The organism is Myxococcus dinghuensis (genome assembly GCF_024198235.1).
Lineage (GTDB): Bacteria > Myxococcota > Myxococcia > Myxococcales > Myxococcaceae > Myxococcus > Myxococcus dinghuensis.
Genome location: NZ_JAKCFB010000002.1, coordinates 345,059 through 362,187 on the forward strand (window position 1 = coordinate 345,059; position 17,129 = coordinate 362,187).

A 17,129-nucleotide genomic window follows, 5' to 3' on the forward strand; every position below is an offset into this window, starting at 1 on the left:
TGGTGTGAGGTCACCGTGTCGCCACCCAGTCCCCCCGTCCGAGCGTCGTCCCTCGCCCACCCCCACCCTGGGCGTGCGGGAGTTCACGGTGTGTTCGCCTGCGGCATGCTCCTGTTCGCCTGGGGCGCGAGCGCCCAGACGATGGAGGACCGGGCCCACGTCGGCGTCACCTTCGCGGGAGGGACGGCCATCGGTGCGCACGGCACCGAGTTGGACGCGCGCAAGCAGCTCGACCTGCGCCTGCCGCTGCCGCCGGTGTTCATGGGCCGCACGGTGCTCGTCCCCTCGTTGGGTTACGAGACACGATGGATCGGGCTGGAGCAGCGTGGGCCCATGGCGAACGTGTCGGAGGAGTCCCTGGGCCGACGCTTCCACCGCTTCCAGTTGGGCCTCACGCTGGTGCGCCCGCTGGCGCCACGCTGGATGCTGGTGACGGGCGTCTCGTCGAATACGCGAACGGACTTCCGCGACGGCTTCGACTTCGCGCTCGACACCTCCTGGGCGGGGTTCGTCATGGCGACGTACCAGGTGGGGGGAGATCCGGACGTCCGGCTGACGTTCGGGCTCGTCGGCCTCTATCCCTTCACCACGACGCCCGTGGTGCCCATGGTGGGCTTCGTGTACCGCAAGGGGGCCTACATCATCGAGGTGGGCCTGCCCCGGACGTCGTTCCTGTTGAAGGTGGGAGACGGACTCGAGCTGGGCCTCTCCGGCATGTTCGACCAGCAGATGTTCCGGACGCCCCTGCCGGACGAGGGGCGGACGACGGGTGCCCGCTACGTGCGCGAGACGGCCCTGCGCGTCGGTCCCATGGTGAACACGCGCCTGGGTGGAGGCAACCTGTGGCTCAGCTCGTCACTCGGGCTCGACCTGCTCAACGACTACGCGCTGCTCGACAAGAACCGGGACCGCATCGACCTGGACAACCTTTCGGACACCAAGCCCGCGCCCTACCTGCGGGTGTCGCTGGGCTGGCGTCCGCCGCGCCGTCCCGTCTCGACGCAGCGGTCCTTCGTCGCGCCGGGCCTCGCTCCGAGCCCCATGTCCCCGTCGGGGACTCCGTCACTCATGGAGTGACGGTCCCTCCCGAGCCCCGATAGCGCTCAATGGACGAAGGGGGTGAGCGCCTTCAACCAGACGACGACGGCGGCGGCGCCCGCATCGGGGACGCCCACGGCGCGGGCGCCCAGGTAGCTGGCGCGCCCCAGGCGCGGCGTCATCCGCGCGGTCGCCTCCGCGCCCTGTTCCCCCTCGCGCACGGCGATGGCCCAGGCATCGGCGGTGGGCCTTCCGGACGCCAGCTCGCGCGCGAAGGCACCCGCCGCGGGCCGCAGCGCGTCCAGCATGGTCCTGTCGCCCGGGCGCGCGCCGCCCAGCTCCGCGATGGCGTCGACGGCGAGGACGAAGGCGTCGGCCCAGGCGCTGGCCGTGGGCTCCCCCTCCGAGAGCCTGCGCGCCGCGCGCAGCAACGCCGTCGCGTAGAACGGACCGGAGCTGCCACCGATGGCCCGGCGCAGCGCCTGCCCCACCGCCGTGAGCGCCTGGGCGGGCGCGGTCCACGCGTCCTCCGGAAGGGCGCGAATCGCCGCCGCGCCGCGTGACAGGCTGATGCCCAGGTCTCCGTCTCCCGCCGCGCTGTCCAGCTCGGTCAGCCGCGCCTCGCTCGCCTCGAAGGCGCTCGCCACCGCGAGCATCGCCTGATGGACGCGCTCCATTCCCGGCCGCCGCGCCGCCGCGACCTGCGCGCCCTTGGAGGGTGCGCCACGGGGACGCGGCGCACGCGCGTTCGCGGCCCGCCCCTGCCCCGGCCACGCGGGCGCGGCGGTGGGCGCATCGAGCCAGCGCAGCCGCGCCTCGTCGACCTTCAACACGGACAGCGAGCAGCCCGGCATCTCCAGCGCGGAGAGGAACGTCCCCGTCCAGGCGCGCTCGACCTGGAGGCCCCGCTCGCGCAGCACCGCGAGCGCCCGGCGCGCGACGATGGCCAGCTCCATGGGCGGAGTGCCACCCAGCCCGTTGACGAGCAACGCGACCCGCTCCCCCGCGCCCAGCCGCTGGTCCTCGAGGATGGAGGCGAGCAGCGTGTCCACGAGCGCGTCGGCGGGTTGGAGCGGGACGCGCCGGACGCCCTGCTCTCCGTGGATGCCCAGGCCCAGCTCGATTTCGTGCGCCTCCAGCGTGAAGCCCGGCTTGCCCGCGGCAGGCACCGTGCAGGGCCCGAGCGCGACGCCCATGGTGCCCACGGCCGACGCGGCCGCCTGCGCCTCGCGCACCACCTCCTGGAGCGACAGGCCCGCCGCCGCCGCGGCGCCCGCGACCTTGTGCACGAGCACCGTGCCGGCGATGCCCCGGCGCCGGGAGGGCTCCACGGTGTCGCGCAGGGCGACGTCGTCCGCCACCACCACGACCTCCACGGGGATGCCCTCGGCGCGGGCGAGCTCCGCGGCGAGACCGAAGTTGAGGCGGTCCCCGGTGTAGTTCTTCACCACGAGGAGCGCGCCCGCCGGGCCGGCGACCTCGCGGATGGCGGCGAGCACCGCGTCCGTGCTGGGCGAGGTGAACACGTCCCCCGCCACCGCCGCGTCGAGCATGCCCGCGCCCACGTAGCCCGCGTGCGCCGGCTCGTGTCCGCTGCCACCGCCGGAGAGCACCGCCACCCCGCGCTGGCTCGCGTCCGCCGGAGTGTCGCTCCGGACGACGACCGTCTCCTCCTCCAGCAGCACCTGCCCGGGGGCGAGGGCCACGAAGCCCTCCAACATCTCCCGCACCACGGCCTTGGGCGCATTGACGAGTTTCTTCACCGGTTCCCGCTCCTTGGGTGCACGGACGACGACTGGGGCGGGAGTAGAGCACGGGCCCCCGGGGCCGGCACCCGCGCCCGTCTCCGGGGCGCGGGAATCGTCCTGCACAGGGCGCTGGCCACGCCCCCACCGCGACGTGGCCAGCGCGCCCGACGGCTACGCCCGACGACGGCGCGCGAGCACCGCCAGGGCGAGCAGCACCGCCAGGGAGACGGCGCTCGTCCCACCTCGCGCGCTGCAACCGCCGCAGCCCGACTCCGCGTCCATGCCCGCGCCCAGCTCCTCGAGCCGCGCCGGCGCACCCATGCCCGTGGTGGCGAGGCAACCGGGGTCCGTGCCCGCGTCGCTCGGAGTCCCACCGTCCGCGGGCGGCGCCACCTGGCCACCGACCTGCCATGCGAGCAGTTGGCCGGGATAGAGGCTCAGGCCCTTGCCCGTGGTGACGGTCTGGCTCACCCGGTCCGTGATGGGCTGCGTCTCGCCCGGGAGGGTGACGTCGACGCCCTGCTTGGACTGCATGGACGTGTTCACCACGGCGTAGAAGTTGCCCTGCGCGGTGGAGATCTTCCGCACGACGACCTCCGCGTCCGACGCCGCGCCCGCGACCACGGCGCTCGGCAGGGCCGGCAACGCGAGGAACGCCGCGTGGAAGGCGCGCGTGTACTCCGGGAAGCCGCGGCTGATGGACGACGGCTCCAGGTAGCCCAGCAGCGTCGGGTCGCCGTTGGCCACCGCGCGCGCCTCCGCGAGCATGGAGTACGGCCCCTGGCGGTCCACGGCCATGGAGAGGTAGCCCCAGAGGCCGCCCATGGGCCAGTTGCCATAGCGGTCATCGGTGACGTCGTTCGCGTAGTCCCCCTTGCCGTCGTCCTCGTTGAGCGGGAAGTGGTGCACCGCGGCCAGCCCCGAGGCGCCGCGGAACCGGTTCATCAACGTGGGGTCCGCCACGCTGAACAGCCGGCCGAAGGGATACGTCAGGAAGATGCCCTCCGTCGTCTTGTAGGCATCCGGGTCGGCGGGCGGGACGCTGTTGAAGGGCTCGCCCCACTCGTTGGAGAGATGCGCGCTGGGAGGCAGCTCGTCCGTGGTGATGGCCCTGCGGTAGACGCCGCCCTGGAGGAACTCGGCGGGGGTCACCGAGGGATAGCGCCATTCACAGCAGCGCTCCGTCGTGTCCCCCGGCTGGCAGCAGTTCTGGTCGATGGGCTCCCAGAGGGCGGGGTCGTCCGTCACCACCCGGGACATGTCCTCCAGCAGCTCGGGCGTGGGGAGCGGCTCCTCCATGTACGGCGTGAAGAGCACCTGGGCATTCGCGACGCCGTTCTGCCGGAGGTAGTCCCGGATGGCCACGAGGAACGCCTTCCGCTTTCCGAGCCACCACGCGTAGTACTGGGCGCGCAGCGTGAGGTTCGTCTGCAACATCGGCTTCGACACGCTCTGGCCGGTGTCGCTGGAGAAGCGCGCCAGCGTCTCCGGACCGAAGCTCACGGGCAGGTCCGTGGCGCGTGTGCGGAACCACGCTCCGAGGAAGGTCACCTGGCTCTTGAAGTGGAGGAGGGTGGCATCCATCACCTTCTTCACGTCCGCGAGCGCCTCCGGGTCGGTCACGTCCACGCAGTTCGCGTCCGAGTGGTTGTAGGCGCTGTAGAAGGAGTTGTTCTGCTCGTTGAACAGCCGCTCGCAGCGGCGCTGCTCGCCCAACGGAGGGAGCCCACACGTGTAGGGCTGCATCCACGGCTGCCTGCAGGAGTGCCACTTGGAGACGCCCTTGCAGGTGACCTGGTCGTCCTCGCCCGCGCAACGGACATTGCCGAAGACGGGCTCGCCCCCGATGGCGCCGGTGTACTCGTAGTAGGGCAACACGGAGAAGCCGTTCGCCGCGGCGCGAGCCACCGCCGAGGCCCAGATGGTGGGGTCGCTGGGCTGCACGTACCAGGGCGGCGCGGAGAAGGGCTCCGCGTTCCAGCCCTCCGTGTGGCCGAACTCCATGAGGTCGTGGCTGTACGTGTCGATGCCGAGGAACTTCGCCTGCTTCATGCGGTAGTCGAACCACGTCGCGGGGGAGGCCCCGGGCTCGCAACCGGTCCCCGCGCCCTGGCTGCAGATGGCCAGGTCGTCGTTCATCTCCTCGCGCCAGAAGACGTGGCGACGAGGCAGGGGCGCGGGGGGATAGTTGATGGCCACGTTCAGGCTCGCGGGGTTGGGCACCTCGAACAGGCGGATGCGCGAGACGGCCGTGCCCTTCTCGATGGGGGAGCCATGGCGGGCGAAGTGGCCCACCGAGACCCAGAACCCGTCAGCGGGCGAATCCGGGCGCTGGGTATCCGCCAGCTCGCGCTGCCCCACGACGGGCGCGAAGCGGTCGTGCAGATAGAAGAACTGGCGGAACTGCTGCCACTTGCGCGACAGCGGGTACTTCAGGGACTCGGGGTTCGGGTAGGCGTACTGCTCGCGGAAGTCGCCAATGGAGTTGCCGGTGCTGAAGCCGCGGAACTTGTCGGCGCCCTTGTTGGCCACCGCCATCATCCGCGCCTCGTCGTCCGGGTACTCGACCACCAGCAGGTACGCCTTGCCGGCCTGGAGCCCCTTGCCGGCGCCCAGCTTGTAGGAGAAGGACTTCGCCTCCTGCCCCATCGTCATCGAGCGCACGGTGCGCGTGACGCCATCCAGGGTGAGCGAGCGCACCTGGGAGGTGCTGTTCGCGCCATGGACCACCGGGTGCGGGTCCGACGGGTTGCCGCAGTTCACCTCGTCAATCAGTGGCAACAGGCCGAACGGCGGTCCCGCATCCACCAACTGTTGCGCCAACGCGGGCGCGGATAAACCTAGGATAAGAAGACATAGCCATACATGAGGGGGACGTTGCATCCGACACTCCGGGAAGGGGCCGAACTGGCCGGTGGCACCGGGAATATCGGCAACACAGATACAGTTGTTTCCTGAAAACCCGAATTCACCGCCCCTGCCCTGAACAGCGATTCATTTGCAGTTCGGTCAAATTCCGTCCCTGGTGAGCGCCGCAATTCCTCTCAAGTCGCGTTCCGGCTGTGTGGCATTGCCCCCACAAGGCCCCGACAGGTCGGGTCCGGGTCTCCAGGGGACCCGGACCCGGGGCGAACCCGGGGGAAACGGAGCGGCGTTCCGCGGCCTCCGTGGAGGTGACCGAGCGTTGACAGCCTCGTCACGCGGGCGGTCTCATCGCCGGAGCCCATGACGAAGACGAAGAAGAAGAAGCAGCAGCAGGCCAAGCGGATCGAGCGGGCCCGGAACTACCAGGAGCGCATGGAGCAGCGGCAGGTCGACGCGAGCATCGGCTCCGCGGAGCGCGAGGTCGCGTCCATGCCCGCCGTCCAGGCGGAGCGGGACTTCACGGCCGTCGTCTTCGAAGGGGACGCGGAGGCCTACGAGGCCTTCGAGGAGGCGCTCTCGCTCGTCACCGTCATCCGGCTGCACCGGACCTTCGGCGGCCGGGACGGCATCTCCGTCATCGCGGGCATCCTCGAGGACATCTGCCACGGCGACGTCGCGACCTTCGCGGCGCTGCTGAAGGGGCTCGGCGGCGAGCGGGCCTTGCGGCACATGCTCGTCGTCTTCAACGGCGAGACGACCCGCATCGCCTCCGTCATCCACCGCGTGGGCACGACGGGCGCCTTCACGGACTACTTCAAGGAGCAGGCCCGCGCCCGGGCGGAGGCCCGCCGCATCCAGGACCCGGGCACCCCGCTGCCCCACATCGCGGTGCGCGTCGAACGCATCGCCTCCGACAGCCGCACCCAGCTCGCCCAGAAGAAGGCCCAGTCCGAACAGCAGAAGCTGAACGTCCAGCACCCCGTCGCCCAGGACGTGATGAAGCGGTGGTACCTGCTCGAGGCCGAGCTGGAGGACCTCGAGAGCTCCGGCAAGCCCTCCACCCCCGCGCTGCTGGCCGCCATCGAGTCGCTCTCCCACTTCATCCAGGTCGCGGAGCAGGCGCGGGCCTCCGTGGAGAAGGAGTGGTTCCACTGGGCGAAGTACCGGGACAGCAAGGGGAAGATCGACGCGCTCATCCAGGCGGCGAAACAGAAGTCCACGGACCTGGCCCAGCTCCTGGTGAAGCGCTCCGGGCCCATGCCCTTCCCCGCGCAGCGCATGATTCCCAGCGCGAAGAACCTGGAGGAGGTCCAGGCGCGGATGAAGGAGGAGCCCTCCCTGCGCACGCCGAACCAGGCCTGGGCGCTCATCTCCGCCGAACACAAGGGCGCCTACGAGAAGGCCTTCTTCCGCATCAAGGCGCTGCAGCGCATGGAGGAGTTCAACACGGACTGGGGCACGGACTACGACGAGGACGACCTGGACCTCATCCTGCGGCGCCTCGTCTCGCTCCCGCTCGCGACGAACTACACGTTCGCCAAGAAGCCCGGTGACAACCTCGACAAGCGCGCCAAGAAGGTCGCGGGGACACCCCTCAAGAACCTGCTGATGCAGAGCACCCAGTTCAAGCAGGTCTGGGAGACGGGCGCCAGCCAGGCGTCGACGGACCTGACCAAGCGCGGCGCCGTGGAGGAGCAGATGGGCTACGGGCCCGCGCTGAACCGGACCCAGGGCAAGTTCCAGGACTACAACGACGCCACCAGCAAGTTCGGCCCCAGCGACATCACGGAGATGCCCAAGTACGCGGCCCTCGTGTCGCCCACGCAGGCGCACGGCGTCGCGCGGCGCTACGGGGAGAGCTACGTCATCTGGAAGGACTCGCTGCACGAGCGGATGACCCACACGCCCGGAGACAGTTGGAACCAGTTCGACCAGGGCGTGAAGTACTTCACCAGCCCCAAGCACCCGGAGGTCCTGTTCGCCAACTCCGACGAGCCCATCATCCGCCTGGCCGCCGCCGAGGCCACGGGGAAGGACGCCGCCTGGCTGAAGAAGCAGCGCGCGTCCGGGGCGGACTTCGGAGGCCCCTACATCGAGACGCAGCTCCACGGGGACGTCGGCTGGAAGGACGTGGCCGCCATCGTCATCGGCGACGACGAGGTGGACTCGGAGGCCATGATGGAGGAGTTCCGCGCGTTCGCGCGCAAGCATGGCTACGACTTCATGGTCCGGGGCAAGGCGCAGCGCCAGAACCTCCCCAAGGTGGGCGCGAAGCTCCCGCCCAAGCCCAAGCCGAAGGTCGGCGGGCCGCCCTCCGCCTCCGCGCGCACCGTCACGGTCGTCACCGACAAGCCGATCCAGAAGTTCGCCTTCGTCGACAAGCCGCTGGGCCAGGTGCCCGCCGGCAACCGGTACTTCCTCTCCGGCGCGCAGAACTCCCGGCTCGCGCGGGCCGGCTTGAAGAACATCCCCATCGCCCCGGACGGGGACTGCCTCTTCGCCTCCCTGATTCGCGTGGGCGCCTACAGCGGCACGGTGCAGAAGCTGCGCCTGCGCGTGGCGGGGCTCGTGGAGTCGGGGCAGATCGACGTCACCGGCTTCAACCTCGACCCCGTCCGGACCGCGACGGACATCCGCCAGCCCGGCTCGTACAACAACCTGGCGGGGGACGCGACGCCCGCGCTCATCGCGAACGCGCTGGGCATCAACATCATCATCTACAACGAGGACGGCAGCACCACGACGCTCGACAGCGGCGGCAACCAGACCTACCACGTCATCCGCTTCCTCAACCCCGCGGCGCACTACCACGCGACCGCCCCCAACTGAGCACGGGGGCGGGGAGCTCAGGACGCCGGCCGCGTGTCCTCCGGCGAAGCGGCGCTGGCCGCCTCCTCCTCGGGCGGCAGCGCCACCACGTTGAGGACGGGCCGGGCGTCCGCCAGGGACAGGGTGAAGAGCGATGGCTGGCCCGGGTCCTCGAACACGGTGACGAAGTCCCCGGGGCTCAGGCCCCTCACGAGCCGCGCGGCGAAGGTCTCCCTCAACAGCCGCACGTAGTACTCGACGTCGTAGTCGCGCGGGTCGACCTCCCCCTGCGCGCCGCCCACGTCGTCCCCGTCCGGCTCCGGCAGCAGGCCCGCGCGCCCGCCCACCGCGCGGTAGACGCGGAGGTGCTCCCCCACCGCCCAGGACGTGCGTCCGGACGCGAGCAGCGCCTCGTAGGGCAGCTCGCGCCGACGCTCGCGCACGGCCCGGTATTGCGCCGGGTCCTTGGTCAGCCGCACGTTCGCCGTCACCTCCAGCGTCCGCACCTGCCGCCGGCGCAGGGCCATCACCGTGGCGACATACACCTCGCGCACGCCGGCCACGTCACCCGCCAGGAGGCAGCGCAGGGCCCGTCGCAGGAAGGCCTCGCCGAAGGGCTCCGCGCGGCTGGAGCGGAACGCCACGCCCTTGAGGGACAGCGTGCCGTCGTAGGACTGGAGCGCGTAGTTCTTCGGTTCGTGCGACAGCATGGCGGCGTAGCGACCGTCGAACTCCAACTGCACGCGGCGCGGCAGCAGCGTGGCGACCTCCGACACGACGCGCCGCTCGTCCGCCTCCGTCCACGCCTCCGGCACCGCGAAGTACACGCCGTCCGTGTCCGCCTCCAGCAACGTGACGCCGCGCCGGGCCAGCTCGCGGCACAGGAGCGCCAGCACCTGCCGGCCCCGCCGCGTCACCTCGTTGGCCGCGTGGACGTCCGAGAAGCGCGTCAGCCCCCCCGCCCCCATGTAGCCATAGGCCGAGTTGACGATGATCTTCATCGCCGCCGACAGGGCCTCGTTCTCGTGGCGCTCCGAGGAGCCCGCGGCCGCGGCGCGCGCGCGCTTCTTCGCCCCCAGCCGCTGGTCCACCAGCCGGTCCACCAGCGCGAGCAGCGCCCCCAGCCGGTCCCGCTTCGGCCCGATGCGGTACTCGCGCATCAGCGACGGGTAGAGGCTGGCCACGTCCGCCTTCACCACCCGCCTGGCCACGCCGCTGGCGAACAGGTGCAGCGCCGCGCCGCTGTGCGACGTGCCGTCCCCCGGTTCGTGCGCGGGCAGCGCGGCGCCCGCGCGCAGGTAGGCGCGCACGAGCAGCGGGTCCAGCACCCCGGTGGCGGGCCCCGCGTCCGCCAGCCGCTCGTAGCGCCGGGGCGCCATGCGCGCGAGCGCGAAGGCCGCGCCGCCCATGAGCCGCGCCAGGCCCGCCGCCTCCGCCACGTCGTCGTGGGCGTAGCGCCGCACCCGCTCGGGGTCCGTGCGGAACGTCTCGTACACGCGGGCGCCGGGGATGTACTCGCGCTCCGGCCCGGCGATGCCGAAGTGCTTCGCCACCACCTTCAGGCCGTGCCCCGGCAGGTCCCGCGCGGAGAAGTCATGGCGCAGCACCGCGTCCAGCGTGTCGATGCACTCGCGCCCCGGCACCGTGTAGCGCGCGCGCCGCATCGCGTCCGACTGTCGCTCCGCGCCCCGGCCCAGCGCCGACCCGCGCGCGGAGGGGCGGTGTCGCAGCCCCGGCGCCCCCGCGCGCCCCAGCGGCAGCGCGACGCGCAGGTGCCGCGCCCGCCGGGCCACGAAGGGCAGGTCGAAGCCGTGCAGGTTGTGGTTCTCGATGACGTCCGGGTCCAGCGCGCGCACGCGCTCCACGAACCGGGTGAGCAGGTCCGCCTCCGCCGCGTCCCCCTCCCCGTGCGCCTCCAACACCTCCGACCCGCCCCCGGGGCCACGCACCGCGATGAGGAAGACGCGGTCCTTTCCCGGGTCCAACCCCGTCGTCTCCAGGTCGAACTGGAGCCGGTGCAGCGCATCGAAGGACAGCCCCTTGAAGTACGTGCGCCCGGAGGCGGTGAGGTACTGCTCCTCCGGCGGCAGGGACAGCACGGTGTTCGAGTCCAGCTCGCGCAGGTTCGCGAAGGGCCGCCCCAGCCTGCGCGAGGCGCCCTCCAGCACGTCCGCCGCCAGCGCGCGACCGTCCTCCGCGCGGATGAGGAAGCGCAGCGCGCCGGGCCCCTCCAGCTCCTGGTACGTCACGCGCCGGGGCGCGTGCCCCTCGCGCTCCGGCCGCAGCCGGGGGCCCAGGTGCTCCAGGTCCTCCAGCGACGACAGCACCAGCCACGGGCGGAAGCGCACGTCCTCGCGCACCAGCGCGCCCGTGTCCGGGAGCCTCCGCCAGACGAAGGCGCGCCCGTCGGGCTCCGCCCACACCGAGACGATGCCCGGCGTCGGATCCCACCCCCACAGCCACTCGTCCTCCGCCATTGCGCCCATCATGCCCCACACCTTGTCGCGCGCGCGTGTCAGCGGTATGTCAGGTTTCCTCCATCATGCAACGCACCGAGCGGCTCTTCGCACTCGCCGAGTACCTGAGGGGCCGCCGCACCGGCGTCACCGCGGAGACGCTCGCCGAGCGCTTCAACGTCACGGTGCGGACCATCTACCGGGACCTGGACGCGCTGCGCGCCGCGGCCATGCCCCTGGCGGCCGAGCGGGGCCGGGGCGGCGGCTACGCGCTGGACCGCAGCTACAGCCTGCCCCCGGTGAACTTCACCGCCCGGGAGGCCGCGCTGCTCGTCGCGCTGGGGCGCTTCGCCATCGACATGCGCCTGTTGCCCTTCGCCGGGACGCTCGAGTCCGCGCTCGACAAGGTGCGCGCGGCGCTGTCCACCTCCGCCCAGCGCGAGCTGCTCGACCGGCTCAAGGAGCTGACGTTCCTGGGCGTCCCGTCGCTGCCCAGCAAGGCGTCGGTGCGAGCGGCCATCGAGCGCGCCTGGTTCGAACAGCAGACGCTGCGAATCACCTACGTCGACAGCAACTTCCTCGAGTCCACCCGCGAGGTGCGCATCCACTCCGTGGTCATGGACCGGCACGAGACGCGCCTGGACGCGACGGACGTCGCCACCCGGGAGCGGCGCCACTTCCGGCTGGACCGCATCGTCCACGCCGAGGCGGGCCGCGCCTTCGGAGACTGACCACCTGCTCGCTCCGTGCGGATGCCGCGGTGCGGCAACGACAGACAGCGGGCCAGCGCGGCGGATGATGCGGTGCGGCAAAGACAGACAGCGGACATCGCAGGGACTGTGCCCTGATTGACGCCACAATCAGGCTACCATCCGCGCTCCCCCACCCACCCGCACGCGACTTGGAGGCGAGCAGATGGAGAAGCCCTGGCTGAAGAATTACCCCGCGGGTGTCCCCGCGGAGGTCGACACGAAGCAGTATCAGTCGCTCGTCCACCTGATGGAGGAGTCGTTCAGCAAGTACGCGGAGCGGCCGGCCTTCAAGTGCATGGGGAAATCCATCACCTACCGGGAGACGGACGCGCTGTCGCGCCGGCTGGCCGCGTGGCTGCAGGCCCAGGGACTGCAGAAGGGCGCGAAGGTCGCGCTGATGATGCCCAACGTGCTCCAGTACCCCGTCTGCATCGCGGCGGTGCTGCGCGCCGGCTACGTGGTGGTGAACGTCAACCCGCTCTACACGCCGCGCGAGCTGGAGTACCAGCTCAAGGACAGCGGGGCGGAGGCCATCGTCGTGTTGGAGAACTTCGCCAACACGCTGGAGCAGGTGGTGGCGAAGACGCCCGTGCGGCACGTGCTCGTGGCGACGATGGGTGACCTGCTGGGCGGCCTCAAGGGCACCCTGGTCAACTTCGTGGTGCGCAAGGTCAAGAAGATGGTGCCGGCCTACAACCTGCCGCGCGCGGTGGGCTTCAAGCAGGCGCTGGCGGAGGGCGGTTCGCGGACGCTGCAGCCCGTCAACGTGGCCCCGGACGACATCGCCTTCCTGCAGTACACGGGCGGCACGACGGGCGTGTCGAAGGGCGCCATGCTGCTGCACCGCAACGTGGTGGCCAACCTGCTCCAGGTGGAGGCCTGGTTCCAGCCGGCCATCAAGGGCCGCAACACGGAGCAGGCGAACATCGTCTGCGCGCTGCCGCTGTACCACATCTTCGCGCTCACCGTGTGTGGCCTGATGGGCATGCGCATGGGGGCGATGAACATCCTCATCCCCAACCCGCGCGACATCCCCGGCTTCATCAAGACGCTGTCGGAGCAGCCGTTCCACATCCTCCCGGCGGTCAACACGCTCTACAACGCGCTGGTGAACCACCCGGACTTCGGCAAGCTGGACTTCTCCCACCTCATCGTCGCCAACGGCGGCGGCATGGCGGTGCAGAAGGCCGTGGCGGACAAGTGGTACGCGTCCACGCGCTGTCCGCTCGTGGAGGGCTACGGCCTGTCGGAGACGTCGCCGGTGGCCACCAGCAACCCGGTGCTGGCCACGGAGTACTCGGGCACCATCGGCCTGCCCATCCCCAACACGGAGATCGCCATCCGCGACGACGACGGCAAGGACCTGCCGCTGGGCGAGGCGGGAGAAATCTGCATCCGTGGGCCCCAGGTGATGGCGGGCTACTGGAACCGCCCGGACGAGACGGCCAAGGTGATGTCCGCCGACGGCTTCTTCAAGACGGGTGACATCGGCATCATGGACGAGCACGGCCACACCCGCATCGTGGACCGCAAGAAGGACATGATCCTCGTGTCCGGCTTCAACGTGTACCCCAACGAGGTCGAGGGCGTGGTGGCCATGCACCCCGGCGTCCTCGAGGTGGCCGCGGTGGGCCTGCCGGACGAGCACTCGGGCGAGGTGGTGAAGCTGTTCGTGGTGAAGAAGGACCCGAACCTCACCGAGGCCCAGCTCATGGACTTCTGCCGCGAGCAGCTCACCGGCTACAAGCGGCCCAAGTTCATCGAGTTCCGCACGGAGCTCCCCAAGACGAACGTGGGGAAGATCCTCCGCCGCGAGCTGCGCGAGAAGAAGGTGGCCTGAGGGCCCACCCCACGCGGGCCTCAGCGCCCCTGGACTCGGGAGACCGGGCCGGGGGCGTCCGCCCGCGTCAGCGCGAGCACGTTGTCCCCGCGCTCGCGCTCGATGCGCAGGAAGAAGGGGTCCACGCCCACGTGTGTCGGCGGGGTGTCCACGACGAAGGACACCCGCACCGGCGCCTCCTGGAACCGGACCCGCGTCACCGCGAGCGGCGCCGCTCCCCCCGAGGGGAACCGGTCGAAGACGGCGACGTCGAGCTGCTCGTCCATGGGCAGCGCGACCTGCCGCCCGTCCCGCCGGGCGTGCTTCGCCGCCCGCACGCGCGCCTCCACGTCGAAGCGCCCGTCCGGGCGCGCGGTGACGGTGGCCGACTCCACGGCCAGGTCGTAGAGCACGACCTCCTTCAGCCACTGGTCGACGAGCGGGTGGTACCGGGCGGGGACCTCCTCGTGGAGCGCCGCGAGCAGGTCCAGCGACGTGGCGCCCCGCTCCGGCGCGTGCGCGCGCAACAGGCGCCGCAGCGCCGCGTCCAGCGCGTCCTCCCCCACCAGGTCGCGCAGCGCGTTCATCACCAGCGCGCCCTTGCGGTAGGCGAGGTACGACTGGCTCGTCACCTTGTAGAGGGCGGGCTCGACCTCCCGCGCCTCGGTGCGGTCGGACAGGTAGCGGTCCAGCTCGAACTCCAGCACCGCGTCCAGCGCCCGCTCGCCGCGCGCCTGCGCCAGCACGCGCTGCTCGGCGTACTTGGTGAGCGACTCCACCAGCATCGTCGCGCCCTCCACCTCCGCCGGGACGAGCTGGTGGCCCCACCACTGGTGCGCCACCTCGTGCGCGGTGCGGCGGAGCACCAGGTCCACGTCCTCGTCCGAGGACGCCGTGAGGAAGCCCCGGTCCTCCACGAAGAAGACGAGGTTGGGGGTCGCCAGCGCGCCGAAGCCCCAATAGGACGGAAGCTCCGCGATGCGCAGCGCCGCGTGGGGGTATGGGCCGTAGCGCGTCCCCATCACGTCGAGCGTGCGCGTGGACGCCTCCAGCATGCGCCGCACGTTCGAGGCGTGAGCCGGGTGGTGGTACACCTCCACGTCCACGGCCCCGTGCCGCACCTTCTCCACCGCGTACCGGGCGGACGCGAAGGCGAAGACGGGCGCCATGGGCCGCTCCATGACGTAGTGGAAGTGGCTGCGCCCGCCCTCCTTCCACTGGCGCCGCAGCGTCCCGGACGTCAGCGCCACCTGGTCCTCGGCCGTGGACACCGTCGCCTCGAAGGTGATGGCGGCGGGAGGGGGCTGCTGTCTCCCCGCGCCGCGCTCGTCCAGGGCCGGCATGCGCGGCGTCGGCGGCAGTCCCCGGGCCCGGCGCTCCACCGCGTCCCCCAGCTCGTACGTGTGGCGGTAGCCGATGGAGGGGAACGCCTCGTCGAACGAGAGGAACGAGCCGTTCTCCACCACGGACAGGTCGAAGCCGGAGGCGCGCACGCCCCGCTGCTCGCGCAGCACCTCGAACGCCAGCTCCGACCCGCCGCCCGGAGCCAGGGGCCGCTCCAACCGGAAGCGATACACGCCGAAGCGCCGGTCGTGCTCCACCAGCTCCGCGCCCCGGAGCGACACCATGGCGCTCCCCTGCCCCCGGGGTACGACGACCCACACCGTGGCGAGGGGCTCCGGGGTCCGGTTCTCGAGCCGGTAGGTGCCCGCCACGCGGTAGCGCGCCTCGCCCGGGAACAGGTCCACCGAGGTCTGCACGCCGACGATGCTCGGCTGGGCCTCCGCCGCGTGGACCCGGAAGGTCCGCTCGTAGTCCGCGCGCCACGCCAGCCGCTCCTCGCGCGTCTCGTAGACGTCCACCCCGTGGGTGTCGTGGAAGAGGACCCCACCCAGGCCCACGAACACCCCGGCGCAGAGCCCCGCGCCCACCAGTCCTCCACGCCCCCACTCGCGAGGCAGCGCGCGCAGGCGCTCCGTCAGGCGGGGGGACAGACCCCGCCGCCAGAGCCCCATCGTGACGAACGCCAGCACCCCCGCGAAGGCGCCCCAGTACGCCATGAAGGCGGAGAAGGACGCGGCCATGGGGCCGAAGCCGTTGAGGTCCGTGTGCGGCACCGGGGGCGCGCCCGCGTAGCGCAGCAACGGGTGCTCCAAGCCCATCGCCTCGCCCCGCTGGACGATGCCCCACAGGAACAGGCTCGCCACCATGCCGACATAGCGGTGGGGACACAGCGCCTGGAGGAGCAGCGTCGCCACCGCGAAGAGCCCCAGCGGCAGGCCGCCGAGCCAGAGCAGCGACACGAAGAGCGCGGGCTCCGGACGCGCGCCTCCCTCGACGAGGGGATAGCCCCACCCCACCCCCGCCGCCAGGGCGACGAGCGCGACCACCAGGGCGAGCAGCGCCACGGCCTTGGCGAGGTAGAAGACGCGCCCCGGCGCGGGCGTCGCGTCCAGCAGCGCGTCGAAGCGCGTGGCGCGCTCGCGCCAGACCAACTCCGCGCCGAAGTAGATGACCGTCAGCGAGCCGAGGAGCATCAGCGGCTGCAGGAGGCAGCGCAGGAGCAGCCCCAGCGAGAGCACCTGGCGCGTGCCGTACTCACCGCCGTGGGCCGTGGCCACCAGCTCCATGCCCACGACGAACAGCCACAACGCCAGCAGCGCCAGCAACGGCCGGCTGCGCGCGAGGAACCCCAGCTCCAGGCGCAGCGCGGAGACGAACGCGGCGAGCCCCGGCGCCCCGGGCTCCACGCGGACCGCCGCCACGACGGGCCCTCCCGCCGCGTCCCTCGCCTCCCCCTCCGCCCGGCGGCTCGCCCGGGGCGGCGCGCGGAAGGAGAAGCGCCAGGACACGAACCCCAGCACCGCCACGGCGACGCCGAGCCACAGCAGCCGGTTCCACAGCAGGTGGCCACCGAGCACGAGCAGCCGGGTGGCCCGCTCGTCGTCCGTCCAGTAGCGCGTCTGCTCGAAGAAGGCGGACAGGCCGAACGGGTCGAGCAGCGCGGCCCGGGCCAGGGCCTCGGGGCGAGGGGGCGTGGAGCCCGCCATCAGCGGCGAGTTCCCCCACAGCGAGCCCACGAAGTACAGCCCGTAGACGAAGACGCCGCCCACGTAGCAGGCCAGGGTGCCGCGCACGAGCGCGGACACGGCGAACAGCAGCGACGCGGCGAGCACCACGTTGGGCACCACCAGCACCGCGAAGGCCCACAGGTAGCGCGAGACGTGCAGCCCGTCGAGCCGCGCCGCGTCCACCGGGACCAGCCAGGGCGCCACCATCAACCCCACCGTCCCCACCGCGAGCACGGCCAGCGCCGCGAGGAGCGCCCCCGCGAAGCGCCCGAGGAGATAATCGCGCTTGGAGACGGAGGTGGTGAAGACCAGCTCCGTCATGCGGTGCTCGGCGTCGCGCTGCACCGTGTTGGCGCAGAACAGGCTGAGCACGAAGAGGGACACCAGGGACAAGAGCCCCAGCGACTGCGCCACGGTGTAGGGCGAGTTGACGGCCAGGTTGTCCGGCCCGTAGCCGGTGGCGACGAACACGCCGCCCAGCCAGAGGAAGATGCCAGCGGAGAGCAGGAAGGTGGCCTGGCGCGTCTGGTGACGCCACTCGAAGCCGATGATGCCCCGGAGCATGGACGTCC

At 71.7% G+C, this 17,129-nt stretch carries 8 protein-coding genes; 4 read left to right on the forward strand and 4 right to left on the reverse strand.

Annotated features, from left to right (window positions below; genetic code table 11):
• The first annotated feature begins 105 nt into the window (after positions 1-105).
• Complete coding sequence (locus LZ198_RS04040) at positions 106-1,077, forward strand: hypothetical protein (protein WP_253970529.1); 972 nt, start codon at positions 106-108, stop codon at positions 1,075-1,077.
• A 26-nt stretch (positions 1,078-1,103) separates the two neighbouring features.
• On the opposite strand, the gene LZ198_RS04045 is transcribed toward LZ198_RS04040, so the two are convergent.
• Together LZ198_RS04045 and LZ198_RS04050 are read right to left on the reverse strand one after the other, a co-directional pair.
• Positions 1,104-2,801 (reverse strand): dihydroxyacetone kinase family protein, encoded by a 1,698-nt coding sequence (locus LZ198_RS04045; RefSeq protein WP_253970530.1) that lies wholly within the window; start codon positions 2,799-2,801, stop codon positions 1,104-1,106.
• 156 nt (positions 2,802-2,957) lie between these two features.
• Entirely contained in the window at positions 2,958-5,609 is a 2,652-nt protein-coding gene (locus tag LZ198_RS04050) for an MYXO-CTERM sorting domain-containing protein (protein WP_253970531.1), read from the reverse strand.
• Positions 5,610-6,011: 402 nt separating this feature from the next.
• On the opposite strand from LZ198_RS04050, the gene LZ198_RS04055 reads away from it, so the two are divergent.
• Entirely contained in the window at positions 6,012-8,480 is a 2,469-nt protein-coding gene (locus tag LZ198_RS04055) for an OTU domain-containing protein (protein WP_253970532.1), read from the forward strand.
• A gap of 17 nt (positions 8,481-8,497) precedes the next feature.
• On the opposite strand, the gene LZ198_RS04060 is transcribed toward LZ198_RS04055, so the two are convergent.
• Positions 8,498-10,945, reverse strand: coding sequence for a DNA polymerase domain-containing protein (locus tag LZ198_RS04060; protein WP_407667377.1), 2,448 nt, complete (start codon positions 10,943-10,945; stop codon positions 8,498-8,500).
• Between the two features lie 56 nt (positions 10,946-11,001).
• On the opposite strand from LZ198_RS04060, the gene LZ198_RS04065 reads away from it, so the two are divergent.
• Both LZ198_RS04065 and LZ198_RS04070 read left to right on the forward strand, forming a co-directional pair.
• Entirely contained in the window at positions 11,002-11,646 is a 645-nt protein-coding gene (locus tag LZ198_RS04065; RefSeq protein ID WP_253970534.1) for a helix-turn-helix transcriptional regulator, read from the forward strand.
• 184 nt (positions 11,647-11,830) lie between these two features.
• Complete coding sequence (locus LZ198_RS04070) at positions 11,831-13,507, forward strand: long-chain fatty acid--CoA ligase (RefSeq protein WP_253970535.1); 1,677 nt, start codon at positions 11,831-11,833, stop codon at positions 13,505-13,507.
• A gap of 20 nt (positions 13,508-13,527) precedes the next feature.
• Here the strand turns inward: LZ198_RS04070 and LZ198_RS43155 are convergent, their stop codons facing one another.
• On the reverse strand, positions 13,528-17,121 hold the full coding sequence (locus LZ198_RS43155) for a M1 family aminopeptidase (RefSeq protein ID WP_267145456.1): 3,594 nt from the start codon (positions 17,119-17,121) through the stop codon (positions 13,528-13,530).
• Between the last annotated feature and the right edge of the window lie 8 nt (positions 17,122-17,129).

Bases quoted from the DNA above. Each gene is read 5' to 3' on its own strand.
- LZ198_RS04070 (WP_253970535.1), top strand. From the start codon at position 11,831: ATGGAGAAGCCCTGGCTGAAGAATTACCCCGCGGGTGTCCCCGCGGAG.
- LZ198_RS04040 (WP_253970529.1), top strand. From the start codon at position 106: ATGCTCCTGTTCGCCTGGGGCGCGAGCGCCCAGACGATGGAGGACCGG.
- LZ198_RS04065 (WP_253970534.1), top strand. From the start codon at position 11,002: ATGCAACGCACCGAGCGGCTCTTCGCACTCGCCGAGTACCTGAGGGGC.
- LZ198_RS04060 (WP_407667377.1), bottom strand. From the start codon at position 10,945: ATGGGCGCAATGGCGGAGGACGAGTGGCTGTGGGGGTGGGATCCGACG.
- LZ198_RS43155 (WP_267145456.1), bottom strand. From the start codon at position 17,121: ATGCTCCGGGGCATCATCGGCTTCGAGTGGCGTCACCAGACGCGCCAG.
- LZ198_RS04055 (WP_253970532.1), top strand. From the start codon at position 6,012: ATGACGAAGACGAAGAAGAAGAAGCAGCAGCAGGCCAAGCGGATCGAG.